Source organism: Bacillus thermozeamaize (assembly GCA_002159075.1).
Lineage (GTDB): Bacteria > Bacillota > Bacilli > ZCTH02-B2 > ZCTH02-B2 > Bacillus_BB > Bacillus_BB thermozeamaize.
Genome location: LZRT01000019.1, coordinates 90,276 through 111,216, shown reverse-complemented (window position 1 = coordinate 111,216; position 20,941 = coordinate 90,276). Strand labels below are relative to the sequence as shown.

Sequence of the window (20,941 nt, the reverse complement as noted above, 5' to 3'; positions counted from 1 at the left end):
CATCGAAGATGAATGTGCAACCAGATCTTGAGGTGAGCAACCAAGGCGATTTTTTGACAGAGTATGAAGGAGGCCAGCTGCTTAAGGCAGCCGGCTTGCCTGTCATACGAGGAGAATTGGCCGTTTCCAAGGAAGAGGCGGCAGCCATCGCGAGAAGAATCGGTTACCCCGTGGTACTCAAAGGCATGTCACGTCAAATCACACATAAAACAGATGCGGGCATCGTCAAGCTGAATCTTAAGGACGAGGCGCAACTGTCGGCAGCATACGATGAGATCATTGAAAATGCCTATCGGTACGACCCGACTGCCAGGATGTCCGGTGTATTGGTGCAGAAAATGGCGCCAAAAGGCGTGGAAATGATTGTCGGCATCAAGAAAGACAAGACGTTCGGCCATTTGCTGGTTATTGGAATCGGTGGAATTTTTGTCGAGGTGCTGAAAGATTTCGCGATGAAGCTGATGCCGGTCACCGACGATGAAGTGGAGGAAATGATCCGGTCTTTAAAGGGGCACAAATTGATCAGCGGCTACCGAGGCGGCAAGGGGATCAATCTAGAACAGTTGAAAAAAATGGTCCAAGGCTTAAACCATCTTGTTCAAACGCGGCCGGAAATTGAGGAGATGGATCTTAATCCCGTTATTTTTTTTGACGATGAGGCAGCCATTTGTGACGTCCGTCTGTTGTTGGGGGAAGTTGGCAATTTTTCCCGGCAAAAGGTGCGGTCGTTGGAGCATTTGGAAAAAATGTTGAATCCGCAATCAATTGCTGTCGTAGGAGCTTCATCGAACGAGAAGAAAAATGGGGGGCGTCTGTTCCGTTATATTGTCGAAAACGGCTATCAGGGAAAATTGTATCCCATTAATCCCAAAGCGGAGGAAATCAGAGGGTATAAGGCTTATCCTAGTCTGAAAGCTGTTCCTGATGATGTCGATTTGGCATGTATCATTGTTGATTCCCGACAAGTGCCGGCTGTTTTGGAAGATTGTATTGAAAAGAATGTCAAAACCGCAGTGATTTATTCGTCAGGCTTTGCTGAAACGGGAGAAGAAGGTAAAAGGCTGCAGGAACAAGTTGTCGCTTTAGCGGAAAAAGGTAACATCCGGTTGCTTGGTCCCAATTCGATGGGTATCGCCAGTCCGGCAATAAATATTTACACGACATTTGGGGCAGCGTTAGAGGCCAAAAATAAAGTTTCCGGCGGCATCGGGTTTGTTTCGCAAAGTGGTGCGATGGGAAGTGCCCTTTTAAGCCGCGCCTGGGAACAAGGAGCGGGATTCAGCCGCTGGATTAGCGTAGCGAATGAGGCTGACCTAACGATTTCCGATTTCATTCATCTTTTGTCTGAAGACGAGATGACCAAAGTGATTTCCGTTTTTATGGAGAACATTAAGGATTATGACAATTTTATAAGTGCGGCGCAAAAAGCATTAGCCCGGCGCAAACCGGTTCTTGTCTTTAAAACGGGTAAATCGACCGTTGGCAAACGGGCGGTTCAATCCCATACAGGTTCGATTGCCGGAGATGATGCGGTGTATTCGGCCGTCTTTGACAAACTGGGTCTGATTCGGGTGAATCACGTTGAAGAATTGATTGATGTTGCCAGAGCATTCGAATGCCAGCCGATACCGAAGGGTAATCGCATGGCAGTTGTGACCGCATCAGGCGGGGCTTGCAGTGTGATTGCCGATTTATGCGAGGAATATGGACTTGAGGTTCCAGTCTTGACCAAAACTGCCGAGGTGATTAAAGATTATATTCCGTCTTTTGGTTCTCCTTACAACCCTGTAGACGTCACAGCGGAGATAATTGCTAAACCGGAAATGTTTAAGAAGGTGTTGCAAGCTCTGGTCGATGATGAGGAGACTGACGGCGTGATCGTGATGTTGACGACGAACGCCGATCCCGGTGCGACAGTTATTGCCGAAGCGATCCTTGACATATTTAAGGCAGGAAGCAAACCGATTGTCGTCGGCCGCTTGGGGGCGGACATCATTGCACCAAATGCCATGGCCGTCTACCAGCGTGCTCATTTTCCGGTTTATCCGACACCGGAGCGTGTGGTTCGGGCCATGCATTACTTGGTCAAGTACAGAGAGGTACTGCAAAAAAGAGGTATAATGGATTAGATGGATTGGGAGGATGGCTATGGAGGAAAAACACCGCCGTTCAGTCAGTCCTTATTGGGATTACATTGGGATGAGAGAAGTTGAATTGAATAACGGGACATCCATCGTTGAACTGCCAGTCATATACGAGATCACGCAAAGAAGGGGCACCGTGCATGGTGGTGTGCTGGCCAGCTTGGTGGATGCCGCTGTCGGGGCGGCCATCCGCTCCTTATTGCCCAGCGGCCAGTCGGCAGTTACGGTTGAGTTGAAACTGAACTACATCCGCCCGGCTTCAGGAACGAAGTTAATCGGTCGGGGAAAAGTGATAAACAAAGGGAAAACCATTGCCGTTGGAGAGGCGCAAGTGATAGACGACCAAGGAAAAGTGGTCGCCGCGGGGATGGCCACTTTTATGATTTTTGCAAATGAAAATGGTTGACGTGCATCCTAATCTATCACCGGGGAGGAATCACAGATGCGGGCAAAAATTCTGATGACTTCGCCTTACCCGCAAATGACGGAGATCATACACGAGATTGCAAAAGAGCTGGAGATTCCTGTCATGGTGATTGAAGGAACAATGACTGAGGCAGCGCAGGCTGTTAAACAAATGATTGAAAAGGAACCATCGATCGAGATTGTGATCAGCCGGGCGGGAACCTACCAGGAAATTGCACGACAGAATATCGGGCGTCCGTTGCTCCATTGCGATAACAGCGACTTTGATATTCTCGAGGCTTTCTGGAGAGCCAAGAAGATAGGTGACAAGGTTGCGTTTTTAACCTTTCAGGATGAACGGTACCCGTATCAGTTTTCAACATTAAAGGAGATTCTTGGCTTCGATATATTTTTGTATCCTTATCAAAACTGGGAGCAGCTGGTCAGTCAGATTGAACAAGCCAAACGCGATGGCATGGATGTGATTGTCGGGGGCGGTAAAAAAGCCATGCAGCTGATTCAGGCACAAGGGATGAAAGGTGTGCATATAGCTACCAGCCGCCGTGCGATTGCCCGGGCTTTATTAAGAGCAAATGAGATTGTCAATTACCGGATAGAGGCAAGAGAGAAAGCGGAACAGCTGCAAGCCATCTTAAATATGACCGGTGAGGCGATTATTGTCACTGACAAGCTGGGGCGGATTATTTATTTTAATCCGTCAGCAGAATCGGTGTTAGGCATACGGGCATCCAATGTTATTGGTTTGTCGCCTCAGGACATTTTGAGTATCTCACCTCTAAATGACATTCTCCAAAGTATTTCTCGTAACATTGTAAAAATTTATGATAATCAGTATGTAGTTGAATTGAAAACCATTGAAATCGAATCAAGCCTAATGGGCAAAATTTTTATTCTAAAGGAAGTAAACAAGATTCAACAATTGGAAACCCAGATTCGTAAGGAGATCTATCATAAAGGCCTGGTGGCGAAGCACTGCTTTGATGACATCATCCATAACAGCGAGAAAATGAAGCAAGTTATCCTCAAAGCCCAAAAATACGCGGAAACCGATTCGACCATTTTGATTACCGGGGAAAGCGGGGTGGGGAAAGAGTTATTGGCTCAGAGCATCCATAACGCCAGTTTACGCAAGGATGGACCGTTCGTCGCCATCAACTGTGCGGCTATTTCCGAATCTCTGCTAGAAAGTGAACTTTTCGGTTATGCTGAAGGTGCTTTTACAGGGGCAAAAAAGGGTGGGAAGCCTGGTGTGTTTGAACTGGCTCATGGCGGCACTCTTTTTTTGGATGAAATTGGGGAAATCTCCACCAAAATACAGGCGATATTGCTGCGAGTGCTGCAGGAAAAAGAGATTATGCGCGTCGGGGGAGACCGGATGATTCCGGTTGATGTACGGGTGATTGCCGCAACCAATAAAAATTTATGGGAAAGTGTACAAAAAGGTTTGTTCAGAGAGGATTTATTTTTTCGTTTGAATGTGTTAAGGCTGCAAGTTCCGCCTCTTCGCGAACGGAAAGATGACATCCCGTTGATTGTCAACCGGCTGTTGCGCCAACACAAGGTTTCAATGTTGACATGGGAACAGCTTCCTGATGCATTGAAACAGTTTTTTCTCGATTATGATTGGCCTGGAAATATCAGGCAGTTAGAAAATGTGGTGGAAAGATTGGTGTTAAATCTGGATACGTTAACGCAGATTGAGGATTTCGTGGAAGAAATATTATATGAAAGAAGCGGAAAGCGTGCCGATTTAAGCGGCGATTTTTGCCGTGACAATTTCTTGCCGATGACAAAAAACGGAAAAATCGTGATCACGCCAAGCAGCATGGAGGAGATGGAAATACAGATTCTTGAACAGATGTTGAAAATGTACAACAACAACCGGAGTCTAGTCGCTGAAAAGCTGGGAATTAGCCGCACAACATTATGGAAGAAATTAAAAGATGTTTCCGGGTGAACGGTACTATATTTCTCAAAGGATGAACAATACATGTATCGATTGTTTAGATTTTCAATCCGAAAAAGGTATGTCATTCTCACGGCTATTTCCGCGTTGCTGTTGCTGTCCTACTTCCTTCCGCCAAGTTTTGGATTGAATCTGGTCCAACAACGTACGCTGTTCCTGCTTATCATCTCCATCGTGATCTGGACAACGGATGTTCTGCCTTCCGGGATCAGCGCTCTTTTTGTCATTGGATTGGAACTTTTCATGGGAATTGCGGAAAACTTTTCTACAGCGATTCAGGGTTTTATGTCTTCAACGATTTATTTTATTCTGATCGTCGCCTTGATCAGCGCGACGATGACCAAAGTCGGGATTGATAAACGGTTGGCTGCCATCATCGTCCGCTTTTCGCATGGGAAAATCCGTCGTGTTGCGCTTAGTTTTTTTACCGCTACCATGGTGTTGCCTGTATTTATACCTTCTGGGAACGCAAGGGTTCATATGTTTGTGCCCCTTGTGGAACAAATCGGCCAGCAATATGGTCCGCAAGCACGCATTCCTTTTCAACGTTTTACGATTTGGACTCTTGGCGGGATCAACCAGCTTGCTACCATGGTCGTGCTCAGTGGCGGGGGGCTGGCTGTTTTAGCATCCCAATTGGTGGCTGAACTCAATGTCCAACTCAACTGGCTGACTTGGTTTCTCTTCATGGCTCCTCCTATTTGGCTGACGTGTATCTTAACAGGACTTATTATGTGGAATTATTGGAAAATAAAGGAAATCCCTTCCTTGCCTTCTCATCCTGCTTCCGAAACGGGAAGTCATGACCGCCATCCTCATTTTTGGCTGGTTACCGTATCGCTCATCGGTTTGATTCTGGCCTGGGTTGTGGTTCCAGAATTTCATGTTTCGATTCTCTTGCCGCCTTTGTTGTTACTGGGTATTCTGGCGATGCCTGGAATTGACTTGCTAAATAACCGAGATTTGCGCAACTATGACTGGGAGAACTTCCTGGTGTTGGGAACAGCCTTATCGCTAGCTGCCATTATCGAAAAGAACGGCACTGCGGATTGGGTGACGGGAGTCATCCTTTCTTTCGTTGGCCAACACCTTCCCAATTGGCTATATCTTTTGGTGTTATTGGTCATCGTTCTGTTCATCAGAATGATGTTTACAAGTCCTGCCGCCGCTTTGACGGTGATTTATCCGTTGGTGAAATCGTATGCCGATTGGGTGGGACTAAACCCTTTACATACTTTATTGCTGACGATCTTGGTTGCAAGCGGAATGTTGATTTTGCCCATACATTCGCCAATTATGTATCTGGTATATCGCACCGGCCACATCAAAATAGGAGAACATCTTTTCATCAGTACGGTGCAACTTTTCTTCACAATCATTGTCGGTTTATGCGCCTACATGTGGTATTGGCCGCTTGTCACAGCGCATCATTAAATAATTATTCGGATTCAAATTATTCATATTCGAAGGATAAACCAAAACAAGGTCATTGTAGGAGTGTTGTTGAAGAAGGAGGCTGCAAACCGGTAGAGGCCTCTGAATCACCTGCCTGATGATGGTACAAATCATGTTGGTTCTTAAGGGCTGGCTGGGAACAGATGCATCTGTTTTACAGGCGGCCCTTTTATCTTCGTTCCTTTCCTTCAAATGCGTATGGCGGGGACGATTTGATTCAGAAATCATGAAATGAACGGATGTGCCATAATATATACATAAATGGAAACAAGTATATATGAATGAAATAATAATATTTTTCGGTATTATAGTTGACAATAGTCTATTAATAAAATAAAATGCTAGTAGAGTAATTAAAATCAATTTAAAATTTGAAACATAAGGAGGAGAGACGATCGTCGCAGGATTCTTGTTTTTATAAACTACATATCGTCACACAATTACTTTTTTATTACTTCATGAAAGGTAGTGTCACCTCATTTGGGTGACATTGGAATGTGACATTCAGGATTAAGAAGTTATGGCGTTATGACGTAATGAAAGCGCTTACACTTTAGAATGTGTTTTGCGAGAAGTGATTGGGAGGGAAAAGGATGAATCGAAGAACGGGATACCGGCTTTTTATCATGTTCCTTGTGTTCGTTTTCTTCATTGGCTGCAGTTCACAACCTGCTTCAGAACAGGGAACCGATGAAAACGGTCACGGCGGAAAAAGCGGGCAAGAAGCCGCTGAGGAGAAGCCCGTCCGTGGCGGGGAGCTGGTGATGGGTTATAGCACCGACGCCAGCAGCTTTGATCCGATTTTGGGAAATGCTGGAAGTGACCATGTGCTGTTGTATCCCGTCTATGATACGCTCATCCGTTTCAACAGCGACTTGCAGCCGCAACCCGGACTGGCCAAATCATGGGAGATAGAAGATGAAAAGACGATCGTGCTGCATTTGCAGGAGGGTGTGGTTTTCCATGACGGGACGCCCTTTGACGCGGAGGCGGTAAAGTTCAATTTGGAGCGGGCCAACTCGGAAGAATCCCGCGTCTCTGATCTGAAGAATCTGGAGTCTGTAGAGGTCGTCGATCCACACACGGTCAAGCTGCATCTGAAGCAGCCAGACTCTTCGATCATTTTGGCGCTGTCAGACCGGACGGGCATGATGGTGTCGCCGGCCGCCGTGAAGAAGTATGGGAAAGATTATGCGCAACATCCGGCAGGAACCGGGCCCTTCAAAATGGTGTCCTATCAACGGAATCATGAAATCCGGTATGAAGCCTTTGAAGATTATTGGCAAGCAGGCTTGCCCTACCTGGATAAGCTGACCGTGAAGATCATGCCGGATGAGAATACCCGGATCAATGCCTTGAAGTCGGGACAAATTGACCTTTCCTTCCCGATGTCGCCGGCCAATTTGGCGTCACTGGAAAAAGATCCTTCACTGGTCGTCAACAGTCATCCTGAAGTGGCCTATCACAAAATTTATCTGAATACCACAAAGCCGCCCTTTGACAACAAAAAGGTGAGACAGGCACTGAATTACGCCATCGATCGGGAAGCGCTTGTCAAAGCGGTGTCCTTTGGCAGAGCGGAAGCGTCTTACCAGCCGTTTCCAAAAGGGTATTGGGCGCATGATCCCGGTATCACGATTCCCTATGATCCGGAAAAGGCCAAGCAGTTGCTGAAGGAGGCAGGCGTTGGGAAAGTTTCCTTTGTCATGCCGTATTTCCCGAGCGGTTCTTACGAACGTCTGGCGCAAGCCATCCGCGGCCAGCTGGAAAAGGTCGGCATTGAGGTGCAGCTGCAGCCGATGGAGCTGACCAAAGGGGTGTCAGAATTTTTCCAGGAGAAACGGCATCCATCCTATTTGTCCCGCTGGACGGGCCGGCCCGACCCGCAGCAGACCGTCAACCTGATATTCAGCAAGGACGGTTATTACAACACCGGGGGACAGTCCACGCCTGAGTTGGAGGAGCTGATCAAGAAAGCGGCCGCCACGTATGAGCAGGATGAGCGGGCCAAGTTGTATGGCGAAATGGCGCGCATCGGCATTTTGGAGGAAGCGATGCACATTCCGCTGCTGACAGAACCGGCGACGGCCGTAATGACCAAGAAGGTGAAGGGGTATGAAGCCAATTTGCTGGGCAAGCCGAACGTTTCCTTCCTATGGGTTCAGCAGTAAGGGATTAGCGATATGGGATTAGCGGTAGGGATTCAGCGGCAGCATTTGAATCCGTGTGCAGCGATGATGCTGTAACACGTGCGATGGGAGTGTCCAGACATGTTTCTCCGTTACTTCATTCGCAGGCTGTTGTATGTGATTCCGATGTTGCTCGTCGTGACACTGGTGGTTTTTTCCCTGATTCTCCTCATCCCGGGCGATCCGGTTGTGGCGCTGCTCGGGGAGAATGCGACGGCTGAGAAGGTGGCCCAGCTGCGGGCTGAGCTGGGTCTGGACCAGCCGATCCTGGTGCAGTATGGACAGTGGCTGCTGAAAGCGGCCCAGGGTGATCTGGGGAAATCGATTTTTACCCAGGAAGTGGTTGCAGAGACTGTGCTGGAACGTCTGGGTGTGACGTTTCAGCTGGTCACTCTGGCCGTCGTCATCTCCTTTGTGTTGGGGGTGTGTTTTGCCGTCGCCTCCATCTGGCGTCCGGGCAGCTGGCTGGATTATCTGGCGCGGTTTATCGGGACCTTTGGTACGGCGGTGCCCAATTTTTGGCTGGCCATGCTGCTGGTCCTGCTGTTCAGCGTGAAGTTGGATATCTTGCCTGCGACAGGGTTTGTCAGCATCCATGAAAGCCCGCTTGGATTCCTACAAAGCGTGCTGCTGCCGGCATTGGCCCTGGGTGCGTTCGGCACCGCCCAGATCACGCGCCAGTTTCGCTCCGCTTTGCTGGAAGTGCTGGATGCCGACTACATTCGGACCGCCTTTGCCAAGGGCCTCGGCCGTCTTGCGGTGATCTGGCGGCACGGGTTCCGCAATGCGATGCTGCCTGTGGTCACCACCGTGGGATTGCTGTTCGGCAATTTGCTTGGCGCGACGGTGGTCATCGAAACGGTGTTTTCCATTCCCGGACTGGGACAACTGGCGGTCAACGCCATCCTGCAGCGTGACTTCACGATGTTGCAGGGAGTGGTGTTGGTCATGGTGACGATGGTGCTGCTCATCAACCTGGTGACCGACCTGATCTATGCCTGGCTGGATCCACGCATTGAGTTCGACTAGGGGGGAGATGGATGCGTCTGGAGCAAGTGATGCGGCGGTTCTGGCATGAACGCTTGGCTTTTGTCAGCTTTTGCTATCTCGTTGTTCTGGTGCTGATCGCCATCTTTGCGCCGTGGATCACTCCGCATGATCCGGATGAGCAGGTGTTGCAAGATGTGCTCCTCCCGCCAAGCGCGGAACACTGGTTTGGTACGGATGAACTGGGCAGGGACATCTTCAGCCGGGTGCTGATGGGAGCAAGGGCCAGCATTGAGGCGGGATTTGTGGCCATCCTCATCCCGGTCCTCATCGGCGTCCCCTTGGGGGTGATTTCCGGTTATCTCGGCGGCGTCGTGGATGACATGTTCATGCGGGTGGTGGATGGCATTTTATCCTTTCCGGCCATACTCCTCGCTCTCGGGATCACCGGCGCCTTGGGGGTCAACCTTTGGAACGCGATGATTGCCATTGGCATTGTGTTCACACCCCAGTTTGCCCGCTTGGCAAGGGGACAGACATTGCAGGTGAGGCAGGAGGCGTATGTGGAAGCGGCGGAGATTTCCGGCGCAGGGCCGGTGTGGATCATGTTCCGGCACATTTTGCCGAACATCATGCCGCCGATTATTGTGCAAATCTCATTCAGCTTCAGTTTTGCCATTCTGGTGGAATGTTCGCTGAGCTTTCTCGGCCTGGGTGCCCAGCCGCCGCAGATCAGCTGGGGCGGCATGCTGAAGGATGCCTACAACATGATTTATGTCAGTCCATGGATGACGATTTATTCGGGCTTACCGATTCTCTTGACGGTGCTGGCCGGGAACTTTCTGGGGGACGGGCTGCGCGTGGCCATCGATCCGAAAATCAAGCGGGTTTGAGAGAAGCGAGCGGAAGGGATGCGTGAAACCCATCACGAGTTGAAAGCGGGTGAGAAGGTGCAGAATCCAGTCCTGGAAGTGAAGCATCTGCGGGCGCTGATTCCCACGCGGCGCGGGGTGATCCGGGCGGTCAACGACGTTTCTTTTTCGATCCAGCCGGGAGAGATTGTGGCCCTGGTTGGTGAATCGGGAAGCGGCAAGAGCGTGACGGCCCTTTCGGTGATGCGGCTGAATGCGCCGGTGATTCGGTATGGCGAGGAGAGCCAGATTCTCTTTCAGGGGAAGAATTTGCTCTCCCTGCCGGAAAAAGAGATGCGGCAAATTCGCGGCAAAGAGATTTCCATGATCTTTCAGGATCCGATGTCCTCCCTGAATCCGGTGCACCGCATTGAAAAACAGCTCATTGAACCGATCCAGCGCCATCAGCAGGTCAGCCGCCACGAGGCGCGCAGGCGCGCGCTGGAGTTGCTCCAGCAGGTGGGGATTTCGGATCCCGAAAAGCGGCTTCGCGATTACCCGCACCAGTTGTCCGGCGGGATGCGGCAGCGGGTGATGATCGCGATGGCGCTGGCCTGCAATCCCTCGCTGCTGATTGCCGACGAGCCGACGACCGCACTGGATGTGACGATTCAGGCGCAGATTCTCAGTCTGATGAAAACGATGCAGGAAAAGACCGGGACGGCCATCCTGCTGATCACGCACGACCTGGGTGTGGTAGCCGAGATGGCGGATCGGGTGCTGGTGATGTATTGCGGAAAAATCGTGGAAGAAGGGGATGTCTATTCCATCTTTGAGCAACCGCTTCATCCGTATACCAGGGGGCTTTTGGGCAGCGTGCCCAAGCTTTCGGGCGGGGACGAACGGTTGGAAGCGATACCTGGCACGGTGCCCCACCCGTTGGAATTGCCCAAGGGCTGTGCCTTTCAGCCGCGCTGTTTTCATGCAACAGAGGATTGCCTGACCCGGGAGCCGGAGCTGACCCGGTGGAGAGAGGGCCGGAAGGTGTCCTGCTGGCATCCGCTGGAGGAAAAATTCGAGGTGGTGTCTCATGGCTGAACCGTTGGTATCCCTGGTGCATGTGAAAAAGTATTTTCCGCTCGGCGGCAGGAAGCGAACCGGGAAGCAGCAGTGGCTGAAGGCGGTGGATGATGTCCAGCTGGACATTTATCCCGGGGAGACGGTGGGGCTGGTCGGGGAGTCGGGTTGCGGCAAGTCGACAACGGGGCGGATGACGGTCGGCTTGCTGGAGCCCACTGCCGGCGAGATCCGCTTTCTGGGCAAGCGGCTGGAGCGAAGCCGGGCCGCAAGAAAAGAGGCCGGCCGGCATTTGCAGATGATCTTTCAGGATCCGTATTCCTCACTCAATCCGCGGATGACCGTGTTTGACATCGTGGCGGAACCGCTCATTTTGCACCGCCAGGGGACGAAAAAGGAGCGGGAGATGCGGGTCCATGAATTGCTGGAGAAGGTGGGGCTTGCCGCCCACCACGGAAGCCGCTTTCCGGATGAGTTTTCCGGCGGGCAGCGGCAGCGGATCGGCATCGCCCGGGCACTGGCCTTGAATCCGAAGCTGATCGTCTGTGACGAACCGGTATCGGCGCTGGATGTCTCGATCCAGGCGCAAATCCTGAACCTGCTCAAGGACCTGCAGCAGGAAAGCGGCCTTTCGTATTTGTTTATCGCCCATGGAATTCAGGCCGTCAGGTATATCAGCCATCGCATCGCGGTGATGTATCTGGGGAAGATCGTGGAGATGGCTCCAAGGGATCAATTGTTTGAGAATCCCTTGCATCCTTATACCCGTGCCCTGTTGTCGGCGGTGCCGGTGCCCGATCCGAAACAGCGGGAGAGGGAACGGATTTTGCTTCGCGGCGATCTTCCAAGCCCTTCCAACCCGCCGCAAGGTTGCCCATTTCACACGCGCTGTCCGGAAGCGATGGAGCGGTGCAAGCGTGAGGCGCCGCCGTTTGTTTCGGTGGCGAAAGGTCATCAGACGGCCTGTTTCTTGTATCATTGACACTCCGCACGGCTAAAGCCGCGGGATTCTTGGGAGCACTCCAGTAATCGGGAGTTCTGCCTTGCGGCACCAAGCGATCCCCGTGTGTCCCACGGTTCAGTCAGCTCAAGCGGACAGGCCCAAAAGGAGCAAACCTTCTCGCAGGATATTTCTTGCGGCATTGACATCTCGATCATGCGTTTCGCCGCACACCGGACATGTCCACTGCCGGACAGACAGGTCCTTCGTCCCGGTGTTTCGGTGTCCGCAGCAGGAGCAAAGTTGGCTGGACGGAAAAACAGGGGACACGATCACCACCTGCCGCCCGTACCACTTCGCTTTGTACGCCAGTTGCCGCCGGAATTCCGACCAACTGGCGTCGGCAATGCTTCCCGCCAGCCGGTGGTTCTGCTGCATGTTCTGCACACGCAAGCCCTCCAGGCAGATCACTTGGTTTTCGCGAATCAGCCGAGTGGACAGCTTGTGCAGGAAATCCAGCCGGGCGTTGCGTACCTTCTCGTGGAGCCGGGCCACTTTCAACCGGGCCTTCTCCCGGTTTCTCCCGCCCGGTTTCCGGCGGGAGAGAATGCGCTGCCAGTGTTTCAGTTTCTCTTCGAGCTTCCGGAGGTGTCGGTGGTTGGGAATCCGTTCCCCGGTGTTCAGGACAGCGAAATGGGTCAGTCCCAGATCAACGCCGATGGCGTTCGTCTTTGGCTCCAGAGGTTGAATCTCCGTGTCCACCAACACCGATACGAAGAACTTGCCCGAAGGCGTCAAACGCACCGTCGCCGAGAGAATGCGTCCTTGCACTTCCCTGGATTTGGCAAACTTCACCCATCCCACCTTCGGAAGCCGAATCCGGTTGCTTTCGATTCGGATGGTTGCCTTGGTGTCCTCTCTGCCGTTGCGTTTGGACGTATAGGACTGTTTCGGGTGTTTCTTACACTTGAAGTGCGGATAGCCTTTTTTCTCCCGAAAGAATCGCTGGAAGGCATCGTCCAACTCTTCCACCGTCCGTTGCAGGGCTGTGGAGTCCACTTCCCGGAGCCAGGGATACTGTTGTTTCAATACAGGCAACTCCCGCATACAGGCGTACTGGTTCAGAGTGGTGCCGTCCCGCTCATAAGCTTCCTTCAGGCGGGCGAGGAAGAGATTGTACACAAACCGGCAGCAACCGATCGTTTGTCGAATTTGCTGTTCTTGTTCTTTTGTCGGATAGAAACGGAAGGAATAGGCTTTGTGCACATCATTCACCCGCGTTTCTTTCACCAGTAGCATTATTGGGAACGCTTGTTCTACATTTTATGGTATCCATTTCCTCCACAAAATACAACACGCTTCATCCTACCCCTATAGGAGTGGGCTTTCACGTAGGATTTCTGTAATGTTATAGTGAGCGTTAAAATGTTAAACTTTTATAACTTTGTTATATTTGCTTAGCTGTCGTCATGATGCATGGATTTATCATACCAACCAGCGTAGGAGGCTCTAGAGATGTCCTGGCAACCGGAGATCGAAGAACTGCGAAGAAGAGAAGCCATGGCCCGGCAGATGGGGGGCGCCGAGAGGGTGGACAAGCACAAGGCCGCCGGAAAACTGACGGTCCGGGAACGCATTGAGCGATTGCTGGATCCGGGCAGCTTTCATGAGATTGGCGCGCTGGCCGGAAAAGGGACCTATGAAAACGGCGAATTGGTCGATTTTCGGCCCGGGAATTTCATCTTCGGGACGGGAAAGATCCAGGGGCGCAAGGTGGTGGTGGGAGCAGACGATTTCACCGTGCGGGGCGGCGCGGCCGACGGGGCGATCCGTGGCAAGCAGGAATATTCCGAACGGCTTGCCCACGATATGCGGGTCCCGATGATCCGCCTGGTGGACGGGACGGGCGGCGGCGGAAGCGTGAAGACCATCGAGGATATGGGTTACACCTATGTCCCGGTGAATCCGGCGTGGGATTATGTCGTCCGCAACATGGCGGTGATTCCGGTGGTCGCCGCCTGTCTCGGATCGGTGGCCGGCCTCGGGGCCGCCAGGGTGGCTGCCTCCCATTTTTCCGTAATGGTGGAAGGAACCTCGCAGTTGTTTGTGGCCGGACCGCCGGTGGTCAAATACGGCCTCGGACAGGATTTGAGCAAGGAGGAACTGGGCGGCGTGCAGGTTCACCGCGCCAGCGGCGCGGTGGACAATATCGCCGGGAGCGAGGAGGAGGCGTTTGCACAGATCCGCGCGTTCTTGTCCTACCTGCCGTCCAATGTGTGGGAGTTGCCGCCGGTTCAGCCGTCTGCCGACGACCCCGGGCGGCGGGATGAGCGGCTGTTGTCGGCCATCCCGCGAAACCGCCGGCAGCCGTACCGGATCCGCGAGATCCTGCCGATGATATTCGACGAGGGGTCCATCTTTGAAATCGGCCGCTTTTACGGCGGCGGTTCGGTGACAGCGCTGGCCCGGCTGGACGGACACCCTGTGGGAGTGATTGCGCCGGACGTGATGGTGGGCGGCGGCTGCCTGACAGCCGAAAGCGCGGAAAAACTGACGCGGTTTGTCGACATGTGCCAGACCTTTCACCTGCCGATCGTCAACCTGGTGGATCAGCCCGGCCTGGCGGTGGGACTGGAGGCGGAACGCAAAGGGACGATCCGCAAGGGAGTCCGGGCGATTGCGGCCATTTACCAGGCCACGGTGCCGATGGTGGAAGTCATCATCCGGCGCGTTTTTGGCGTGGGCGGCGCCGGGATGGTGAACGCCCACGCGCAGCCCCGGCGTTTTGCCTGGCCTTCGGGCGACTGGGGTTCCCTGCCGCTGGAAGGGGGCATTCAGGCGGCTTACCGCCGGCAGATGGAAGCGATGGAGGATCCCCAGGCCTTTTACGAGGAGATGCTGGCCCGCATGGAGCAGTACCGCTCGCCGTTTCGCACGGCGGAGGTGTTCGGCATCGAGGAAATCATCGATCCGCGTGACACCCGGCCGCTTCTCTGCGAATGGGTGAAAGACGCCTATGCTCTCCTTCCACATCAGCTGGGCATCTCGACGCATCCGATGCGTCCCTAAGCGAAGGTGACATGATACGGTACGGTGCCAAGGCGAAGTCTTCAGGTGTCAAGGCAAAGCATGCGGGGGCAAGCGTGCAAGTGCCCAAGGCGAAGCATGCGGAGGACAAGGAGAAGTATACGGGTGACAAGGCAATACAACGTGAGACGGTTGGTGAGGTAGTGAGAGGATTTACAAAAACGCGCGCAAGCGGATAGGGGTGGGTGAACGGAATGGAGGCGCCAATACGGGATGAAGCGTCGTATCTGGCTCACCTGAAAGCGTTGTGGCGTCGGCACTGGCCTGCCCATTTGCCGGAGGAGCCGCATTATCCGTTCGGCGAGATGCCGTTGACCGATTATTTGCGGGAACGGGCCAAGCGGACGCCGGAAAAGCCGTGCGTCATCTTTTACGGAGAGGAAGTGACTTTTCGCCGGCTGGATGAATGGAGCGATCGGCTGGCTTCCTATTTGCTGGCCGCCGGTTTGACCAAGGGGGACCGGGTGGCGGTTTTTCTGCCCAACTGCCCGCAGTTCCTGATTGCTTTCTACGGCATTCTGAAGGCAGGGTGTGTGCATGTGCCGGTGAACCCGATGTACAAGGCCCCGGAATTGCTTCATGTCCTGCGGGAAGTGGAAGCGCGGGCGATGATCGCGCTGGACCGGCTGTGGCCGGTGGTGGAAGAGGCCGCGCGGGAGATATCGGTTCCGCTCGTGTTGACGACCAGCCTTTCCGACTTTTTGCCGGAACAGCCTGCTTTTGCCGTGCATCCGGATCTGACGGAGCCAAAACGAAGGATACCGGGAACGGCCGATTTCATGGAAGCCGTCTTGAAAGCGGAAGATGCACGGGGTCACCTTGGCTCCCGGCCTGAGGTGGCCGTTTCCCTGGATGATGTAGCCGCGCTGAACTTCACCGGCGGGACGACGGGGATCCCCAAGGGGTGCATGCATACGCAGCGGAACATGCTCTATACGGCGGCAGGCGCCATGACCTACACGTATCAGCTGGGGGAAGGGGATGTCCGGCTGACCTACATGCCGGTATTCTGGATTGCCGGAGAGAATTCCGGCGTGATCTACCCGGTTTTCAGCGGCGTGCCGCATATCCTGCTGTACCGGTGGGATCCGGTGGCTGTCATGCAGGCGGTGGAGCGGTACCGGGTGACCTGCCTGGGCGGCGTGATGGACAACATCGTCGAGCTGATGGAACATCCGGAACGGCATCGGTACGATCTGCGTTCCATCCGGACGCTGACGGTCAGTTCGTTTGTAAAGAAGGTGACACCGGAGTACCGGAGGAAATGGCGGCAGATTTCGGACGCGGTGATCCGGGAGACCTCCTACGGGATGACCGAGACGCACACGTCGGACACCTTTACCACCGGCTTTCAGGAGGATGACATGGATCTGAAGAGGCCGCCCACGTTCTGCGGCCTGCCGATGCCCGGCACCCAGTTCAAAGTCGTGGATTTTGATACAGGGGAGTTGCTTCCCCTGGGCGTGGAAGGAGAGATTGTCATCCGCACGCCCTCTTTGATGAAGGGGTATTGGAAAAATCCGGAGGAGACGGCAAGAGTGATCCGCGACGGCTGGTTTCACACTGGGGATATTGGCCTGATCGATGAGTCCGGTTTTCTGATCTACCGGGGCAGGAAAAAGGAAATGTTGAAAGTCAAGGGCATGAGCGTCTTTCCGGGCGAGATCGAAGCGATGATCAGCAAGCATCCGGCTGTCGAGGGCTGTGCGGTGGTTGGAAGACCCGAACCGGACAAAGGGGAGGTGCCGGTGGCCTTTCTTACCCTGAAGCCGGCTTATCAGGGACAGGTGAATGAGCAATCCTTGGCAGACTGGTGCCGGAAGCAGATGGCTTCCTATAAAGTGCCGGAGATTCGGATCGTGGAAGGGCTGCCGATGACGGCCACCGGGAAGATCCGGAAAGAGGAATTGAAAAAAAGCCTTGCCCAGAGCAGTGCATGAAGGGTCGCACTACATGAAGGGTCGCACGAATAGATCATTTCGCGAGTGGAGGGATGGATATGGATATCGCAGCGAGCATGAGCGGGACGGTTTTTCGGGTTCTGGTGAATCCCGGTGACGAAGTGAGCGCCGGGGATGAGGTGATCATCCTGGAGTCGATGAAGATGGAGATTCCGATCATTGCGGAAGAGGGCGGCAAGGTGGAACAGGTGCTGGTCCAGGAAGGAGATTTTGTCCAGGAAGGCCAGACAGTGGTCACCCTGAAGTGATCCTAAATGGATGAATGGAGGCGAGGAGGGGATGGTGCAGGACAGGCTGTTGAATGAATTTATCGAAAAAGAGGAGGTGGTGGTCCGGGTCCTGGAAAAGTGGGCCGATGCAATCGGGGATCGGATCTTTTTCTACTACGGAGAGGAAGATCAGGCCCTGACCTACCGCCAGTTCAACGCGATGACGAACCAGATTGCCCGCAACCTGATGGCCCAGGGAGTGGAAAAGGGGGATCGGGTTTGCGTCTTTTTGAAAAATCCCCTGGTGACCACCCTGGCGATGCTGGGCATCTGGAAAGCCGGAGGCGTATTTTCGCCGGTCAATTTCAACTATCATGGGAAGTTGCTTTCCTATCAGATCAATGATACCCGGCCGCGGCTGATCATCAGCGAACGGGAGATGGTTCCCCAGCTCAATGCGATCAAGGAGGAATTGGAACGGATTCCGGTGATCGTCTACGATCCGCGGGAAGGCGACCATGATTACCATGACCAGCTGCGCCACAACCGGCTGGATCCGCACTTCCCGGAGATCCCGTTTGACCGGATGCTGGAAGGAGATGACCGCAATCTGGACATCCCCCTGCATTACTGGGATACGGCCAATATCGTCTACACCTCCGGGACGACCGGGCCCGCCAAGGGTGTGGTCCAGTCCTACCGGTGGATGCACGGCTACACTTATGGCTTGCGGGTGATGCTGACGCAGGAGGACGTGATCTACAACGATTTGCCGCTGTACCACGTGGGCGGCGCGTTCGCCAATGTGATCCGGGCCTTGTATGTCGGCTGTACCGTCGCGGTATGGGACAAGTTCAGCCCCGGCCAGTTCTGGGAGCGCATCCGGACAAGCGGCGCTTCCACCGCGATCTTGCTGGATGTGATGATCCCTTGGCTGATGAAGGCGGAACCGTCACCCAATGATCGGCTGAACACGCTCAACAAGGTCTACATGCAGCCCTTGCCCCAGTATTATCTGGATGTTGCGAAGCGTTTTGCCTTTGATTTCGTCCTGGCCGGGTTTGGCCAGACGGAATCGGGAAACGGTTTTCGGGGCATCATTCAGGCTCTGGATGCGGATGAAGGCACGCCGCCCGAGCTGTACAAAGGCTATTCGAGAGAGGAATTCCTTCGGATCGCCGAGCGGTACGGGGTGCCCGTGCGGCACAAGACGGAACAGCTGGAGAAAGGATTCATGGGCAAACCCTCCTTTTTCCTCGAGGCGGTCATCCTGAATGAACGGGATGAACCTTGCGCGCCTGGGGAGATGGGAGAGATCGCCTTCCGGCCGAAGGTGCCGTACCTGTTTTTGACAGAGTATTTCGGCAAACCGGAAGCGACGGCAAAAACCTTCCGCAATTTCTGGTTTCACACCGGCGACGCGGGGTACATGGATGAAGACGGAACCTTTTACTTTGTCGATCGCATGGGGAACGTGATCCGCCGCCGCGGCGAGAACATTTCTTCCTATCAGATTGAAGACATCCTCAACGGACATCCGGAAGTGGAGATGTCGGCCGCCTTTCCGATTCCCGCCGACGAGGGGGATGAGGATGAGATCGTGGCGTTTGTGGTGAGAAAAGAGGGAAGTGCGCTGACGGAGGAAGGCTTGCGCCGCTGGATAGAGGCGGAAATGCCCCGGTTCATGTGGCCGAAGTACATCCGCCTGGTGGAGGAAATCCCGCGGACACCGACCAACAAGATCGAAAAATACAAGCTGCGCGAAGAGATTCTCCGGGAAGTGGCGGGAGAGTAGTGAGCGAAAGAGCAGTTTTCGGTAAAGGGATTCCTTTCTGTGACCCCAGCGCTTTTCAAAATAATGCGAATGGAGGGATATCGGATGTCTGGCGTACAGCACCAAGATGAGCAAGCCTATCTGGAACACTTGCGCGCGTTGTGGGAGAAAAACCGGCCATCCTTTTTGCCGAAGGAACCGCACTATCCCTTCGGGGAGGTGCCGATGACCGAGTATCTGCGCAACTGGGCGCAGCGGACGCCGGACAAACCCTGCATCATCTTCTACGGAAAGGAACTCACCTTCCGGCAGCTGGATGATCTCAGCAGCCGGTTTGCCTCTTTCCTGGCGGCCAAAGGGCTCAAGAAAGGGGACCGGGTGGCTGTTTTTCTCCCCAACTGCCCGCAGTTTCTGATCGCCTTTTACGGCATTTTGAAACTTGGCTGCATCCATGTGCCGGTCAACCCGATGTTCAAGGCGCAAGAGCTGCTGTACGTGCTTCAGGACAGTGAGGCCAAAGTGATCGTTACGCTGGATCAATTGTACCCCATCGTCCAGCAAGTGCGGGGAGAATCCAGTCTTGTTGAAGTGGTCACCACCAGGTTCCGGGATTTTCTGCCGGATGAGCCTGCATTTACGGTGCACCCGTCGTTGCTGGCACCCGACCGGGATTGTCCTGGGAGCGTCGATCTGATGCAGACGCTGGCTGAACAGAAGGCAGACTACCCGGATCATGGCGTCGGACTGGATGATGTGGCGGCGCTGAATTATACCGGCGGCACCACCGGGCTGCCGAAAGGATGCGCCCACACGCAGCGGAACATGCTTTATACGTCAGCTACCGCGGTGACCTACGGATTCCGGCTGACGCCGGAAGATGTGACGCTGGGGTATCTGCCGGTCTTCTGGATTGCCGGGGAGGATGCGGGCGTGCTCATCCCGGTCTTTAACGGTTCCACGCACATCCTTCTGGCGCGCTGGGATGCCAAGGCTATGCTGGAGGCCATCCACCGGTACCGACCAACCTTGACGGGCGGAATCGTGGACAATTTTGTCGAGTTGATGGAGCGGCCGGATGTGGGAGCGTATGACCTGACTTCGTTGCGGGATACCTTTGTCAGTTCGTTTATCAAGAAGATGAACGTGGACTACCGCCGTCGCTGGAAGGCGCTGACCGGCTGCATCATGCGGGAGGCCGCCTACGGGATGACCGAAACGCATACCGTGGACACCTATACGACCGGATTTCAGGATGGGGACAAGGATCTCTTGGGCCGGCCGGTGTTCTGCGGTTTGCCGATGCCGGGAACCGAAATCAAAATCGTCGATTTCGAGACGCGCCAGTTGGTCCCGCTGGGACAGGAAGGCGAAATCGCGATTCGCACACCATCCTTGTTGAAATATTACTGGAACAAGCCGGAAGAAACCAAAAAGGCGCTTCAGGACGGGTGGCTGTACACGGGAGACATCGGGATGCTGGATGAAGAGGGCTGTCTGCATTACCTCGGCAGGAGGAAAGAAATGCTCAAGGTGAAGGGGATGAGCGTCTTTCCGTCCGAGCTGGAGATCATGATCTGCAATCATCCGTCCGTGGAGGGATGCGGCGTGATCGGCGTGCCGGACGAGGAAAAAGGCGAGGTGCCGGTGGCTTTTGTCAAGCTCCGTCCCGAATTTGCCGGGAAGGTGGGCGAGAAGGAGCTGGAAGACTGGTGCCGGGAAAACATGGCCGCCTACAAAGTGCCACGGGTGAAGATCCTCGATGAGTTTCCGCTGACCGCTACCGGAAAAATCAAGAAAGAGGAACTGCGGGAGTTGGCATAATCCGGAACAAAAGCAAGAAGCATAGAAAGCAGCAAAGGGTGATGACGCAGCATG

The 20,941-nt window shown here is 53.8% G+C and carries 16 protein-coding genes; 15 read left to right on the top strand and 1 reads right to left on the bottom strand.

Features of this window, described 5'->3' with window-relative positions:
• Nucleotides 1-8: 8 nt before the first annotated feature.
• The 9 genes from BAA01_16230 to BAA01_16190 all read left to right on the top strand — a co-directional run bounded on the left by BAA01_16230 (nucleotide 9) and on the right by BAA01_16190 (nucleotide 12,077).
• On the top strand, nucleotides 9-2,129 hold the full coding sequence (locus BAA01_16230) for a hypothetical protein (protein ID OUM90388.1): 2,121 nt from the start codon (nucleotides 9-11) through the stop codon (nucleotides 2,127-2,129).
• A gap of 13 nt (nucleotides 2,130-2,142) precedes the next feature.
• Nucleotides 2,143-2,550, top strand: a complete 408-nt coding sequence (locus BAA01_16225) for a thioesterase (GenBank protein OUM90387.1) — start codon at nucleotides 2,143-2,145, stop codon at nucleotides 2,548-2,550.
• 36 nt (nucleotides 2,551-2,586) lie between these two features.
• On the top strand, nucleotides 2,587-4,527 hold the full coding sequence (locus BAA01_16220; GenBank protein OUM90386.1) for a hypothetical protein: 1,941 nt from the start codon (nucleotides 2,587-2,589) through the stop codon (nucleotides 4,525-4,527).
• A 33-nt stretch (nucleotides 4,528-4,560) separates the two neighbouring features.
• Complete coding sequence (locus BAA01_16215; GenBank protein ID OUM90385.1) at nucleotides 4,561-5,970, top strand: hypothetical protein; 1,410 nt, start codon at nucleotides 4,561-4,563, stop codon at nucleotides 5,968-5,970.
• A gap of 614 nt (nucleotides 5,971-6,584) precedes the next feature.
• A complete protein-coding gene (locus BAA01_16210; protein ID OUM90384.1) occupies nucleotides 6,585-8,162 on the top strand; it encodes an ABC transporter substrate-binding protein in 1,578 nt (525 codons plus the stop codon).
• Nucleotides 8,163-8,261: 99 nt separating this feature from the next.
• The gene (locus BAA01_16205) at nucleotides 8,262-9,209 is read left to right on the top strand and encodes a peptide ABC transporter (GenBank protein ID OUM90383.1); all 948 of its coding nucleotides are present in this window, start codon (nucleotides 8,262-8,264) and stop codon (nucleotides 9,207-9,209) included.
• Between the two features lie 11 nt (nucleotides 9,210-9,220).
• Entirely contained in the window at nucleotides 9,221-10,060 is an 840-nt protein-coding gene (locus tag BAA01_16200) for a diguanylate cyclase (GenBank protein OUM90382.1), read from the top strand.
• 18 nt (nucleotides 10,061-10,078) lie between these two features.
• Nucleotides 10,079-11,116 (top strand): peptide ABC transporter ATP-binding protein, encoded by a 1,038-nt coding sequence (locus BAA01_16195; GenBank protein OUM90381.1) that lies wholly within the window; start codon nucleotides 10,079-10,081, stop codon nucleotides 11,114-11,116.
• Nucleotides 11,109-12,077 carry a peptide ABC transporter substrate-binding protein gene (locus tag BAA01_16190; GenBank protein OUM90380.1) on the top strand — a complete coding sequence of 323 codons (969 nt, stop codon included), beginning with the start codon at nucleotides 11,109-11,111 and terminating at the stop codon, nucleotides 12,075-12,077. Before BAA01_16195 ends, BAA01_16190 begins: the two co-directional genes overlap by 8 nt.
• 105 nt (nucleotides 12,078-12,182) lie before the next feature.
• Here the strand turns inward: BAA01_16190 and BAA01_16185 are convergent, their stop codons facing one another.
• Entirely contained in the window at nucleotides 12,183-13,301 is a 1,119-nt protein-coding gene (locus BAA01_16185) for a transposase (protein OUM90414.1), read from the bottom strand.
• Between the two features lie 249 nt (nucleotides 13,302-13,550).
• Between BAA01_16185 and BAA01_16180 the strand changes: the two genes are divergently transcribed.
• From BAA01_16180 to BAA01_16155, 6 genes are all read left to right on the top strand, one after another.
• Nucleotides 13,551-15,104 (top strand): methylmalonyl-CoA carboxyltransferase, encoded by a 1,554-nt coding sequence (locus BAA01_16180; GenBank protein ID OUM90379.1) that lies wholly within the window; start codon nucleotides 13,551-13,553, stop codon nucleotides 15,102-15,104.
• Nucleotides 15,105-15,115: 11 nt separating this feature from the next.
• Nucleotides 15,116-15,301 carry a hypothetical protein gene (locus BAA01_16175; GenBank protein ID OUM90378.1) on the top strand — a complete coding sequence of 62 codons (186 nt, stop codon included), beginning with the start codon at nucleotides 15,116-15,118 and terminating at the stop codon, nucleotides 15,299-15,301.
• Nucleotides 15,302-15,316: 15 nt separating this feature from the next.
• Nucleotides 15,317-17,062, top strand: coding sequence for an acyl-CoA synthetase (locus BAA01_16170; GenBank protein ID OUM90377.1), 1,746 nt, complete (start codon nucleotides 15,317-15,319; stop codon nucleotides 17,060-17,062).
• Nucleotides 17,063-17,121: 59 nt separating this feature from the next.
• A complete protein-coding gene (locus BAA01_16165; GenBank protein ID OUM90376.1) occupies nucleotides 17,122-17,331 on the top strand; it encodes an acetyl-CoA carboxylase biotin carboxyl carrier protein subunit in 210 nt (69 codons plus the stop codon).
• 31 nt (nucleotides 17,332-17,362) lie between these two features.
• A complete protein-coding gene (locus tag BAA01_16160) occupies nucleotides 17,363-19,087 on the top strand; it encodes an acyl-CoA synthetase (protein ID OUM90375.1) in 1,725 nt (574 codons plus the stop codon).
• 84 nt (nucleotides 19,088-19,171) lie between these two features.
• Nucleotides 19,172-20,887 (top strand): acyl-CoA synthetase, encoded by a 1,716-nt coding sequence (locus BAA01_16155; GenBank protein OUM90374.1) that lies wholly within the window; start codon nucleotides 19,172-19,174, stop codon nucleotides 20,885-20,887.
• The last annotated feature ends 54 nt before the right edge of the window (nucleotides 20,888-20,941 follow it).

Excerpts from the sequence above, each read along its gene's own strand:
- BAA01_16205 (OUM90383.1), top strand. The coding sequence starts at position 8,262 with ATGTTTCTCCGTTACTTCATTCGCAGGCTGTTGTATGTGATTCCGATG.
- BAA01_16175 (OUM90378.1), top strand. The coding sequence starts at position 15,116 with ATGATACGGTACGGTGCCAAGGCGAAGTCTTCAGGTGTCAAGGCAAAG.
- BAA01_16165 (OUM90376.1), top strand. The coding sequence starts at position 17,122 with ATGGATATCGCAGCGAGCATGAGCGGGACGGTTTTTCGGGTTCTGGTG.
- BAA01_16170 (OUM90377.1), top strand. The coding sequence starts at position 15,317 with ATGGAGGCGCCAATACGGGATGAAGCGTCGTATCTGGCTCACCTGAAA.
- BAA01_16225 (OUM90387.1), top strand. The coding sequence starts at position 2,143 with ATGGCTATGGAGGAAAAACACCGCCGTTCAGTCAGTCCTTATTGGGAT.
- BAA01_16180 (OUM90379.1), top strand. The coding sequence starts at position 13,551 with ATGTCCTGGCAACCGGAGATCGAAGAACTGCGAAGAAGAGAAGCCATG.
- BAA01_16155 (OUM90374.1), top strand. The coding sequence starts at position 19,172 with ATGTCTGGCGTACAGCACCAAGATGAGCAAGCCTATCTGGAACACTTG.
- BAA01_16215 (OUM90385.1), top strand. The coding sequence starts at position 4,561 with ATGTATCGATTGTTTAGATTTTCAATCCGAAAAAGGTATGTCATTCTC.
- BAA01_16160 (OUM90375.1), top strand. The coding sequence starts at position 17,363 with ATGGTGCAGGACAGGCTGTTGAATGAATTTATCGAAAAAGAGGAGGTG.
- BAA01_16220 (OUM90386.1), top strand. The coding sequence starts at position 2,587 with ATGCGGGCAAAAATTCTGATGACTTCGCCTTACCCGCAAATGACGGAG.
- BAA01_16190 (OUM90380.1), top strand. The coding sequence starts at position 11,109 with ATGGCTGAACCGTTGGTATCCCTGGTGCATGTGAAAAAGTATTTTCCG.
- BAA01_16195 (OUM90381.1), top strand. The coding sequence starts at position 10,079 with ATGCGTGAAACCCATCACGAGTTGAAAGCGGGTGAGAAGGTGCAGAAT.
- BAA01_16210 (OUM90384.1), top strand. The coding sequence starts at position 6,585 with ATGAATCGAAGAACGGGATACCGGCTTTTTATCATGTTCCTTGTGTTC.
- BAA01_16200 (OUM90382.1), top strand. The coding sequence starts at position 9,221 with ATGCGTCTGGAGCAAGTGATGCGGCGGTTCTGGCATGAACGCTTGGCT.
- BAA01_16230 (OUM90388.1), top strand. The coding sequence starts at position 9 with ATGAATGTGCAACCAGATCTTGAGGTGAGCAACCAAGGCGATTTTTTG.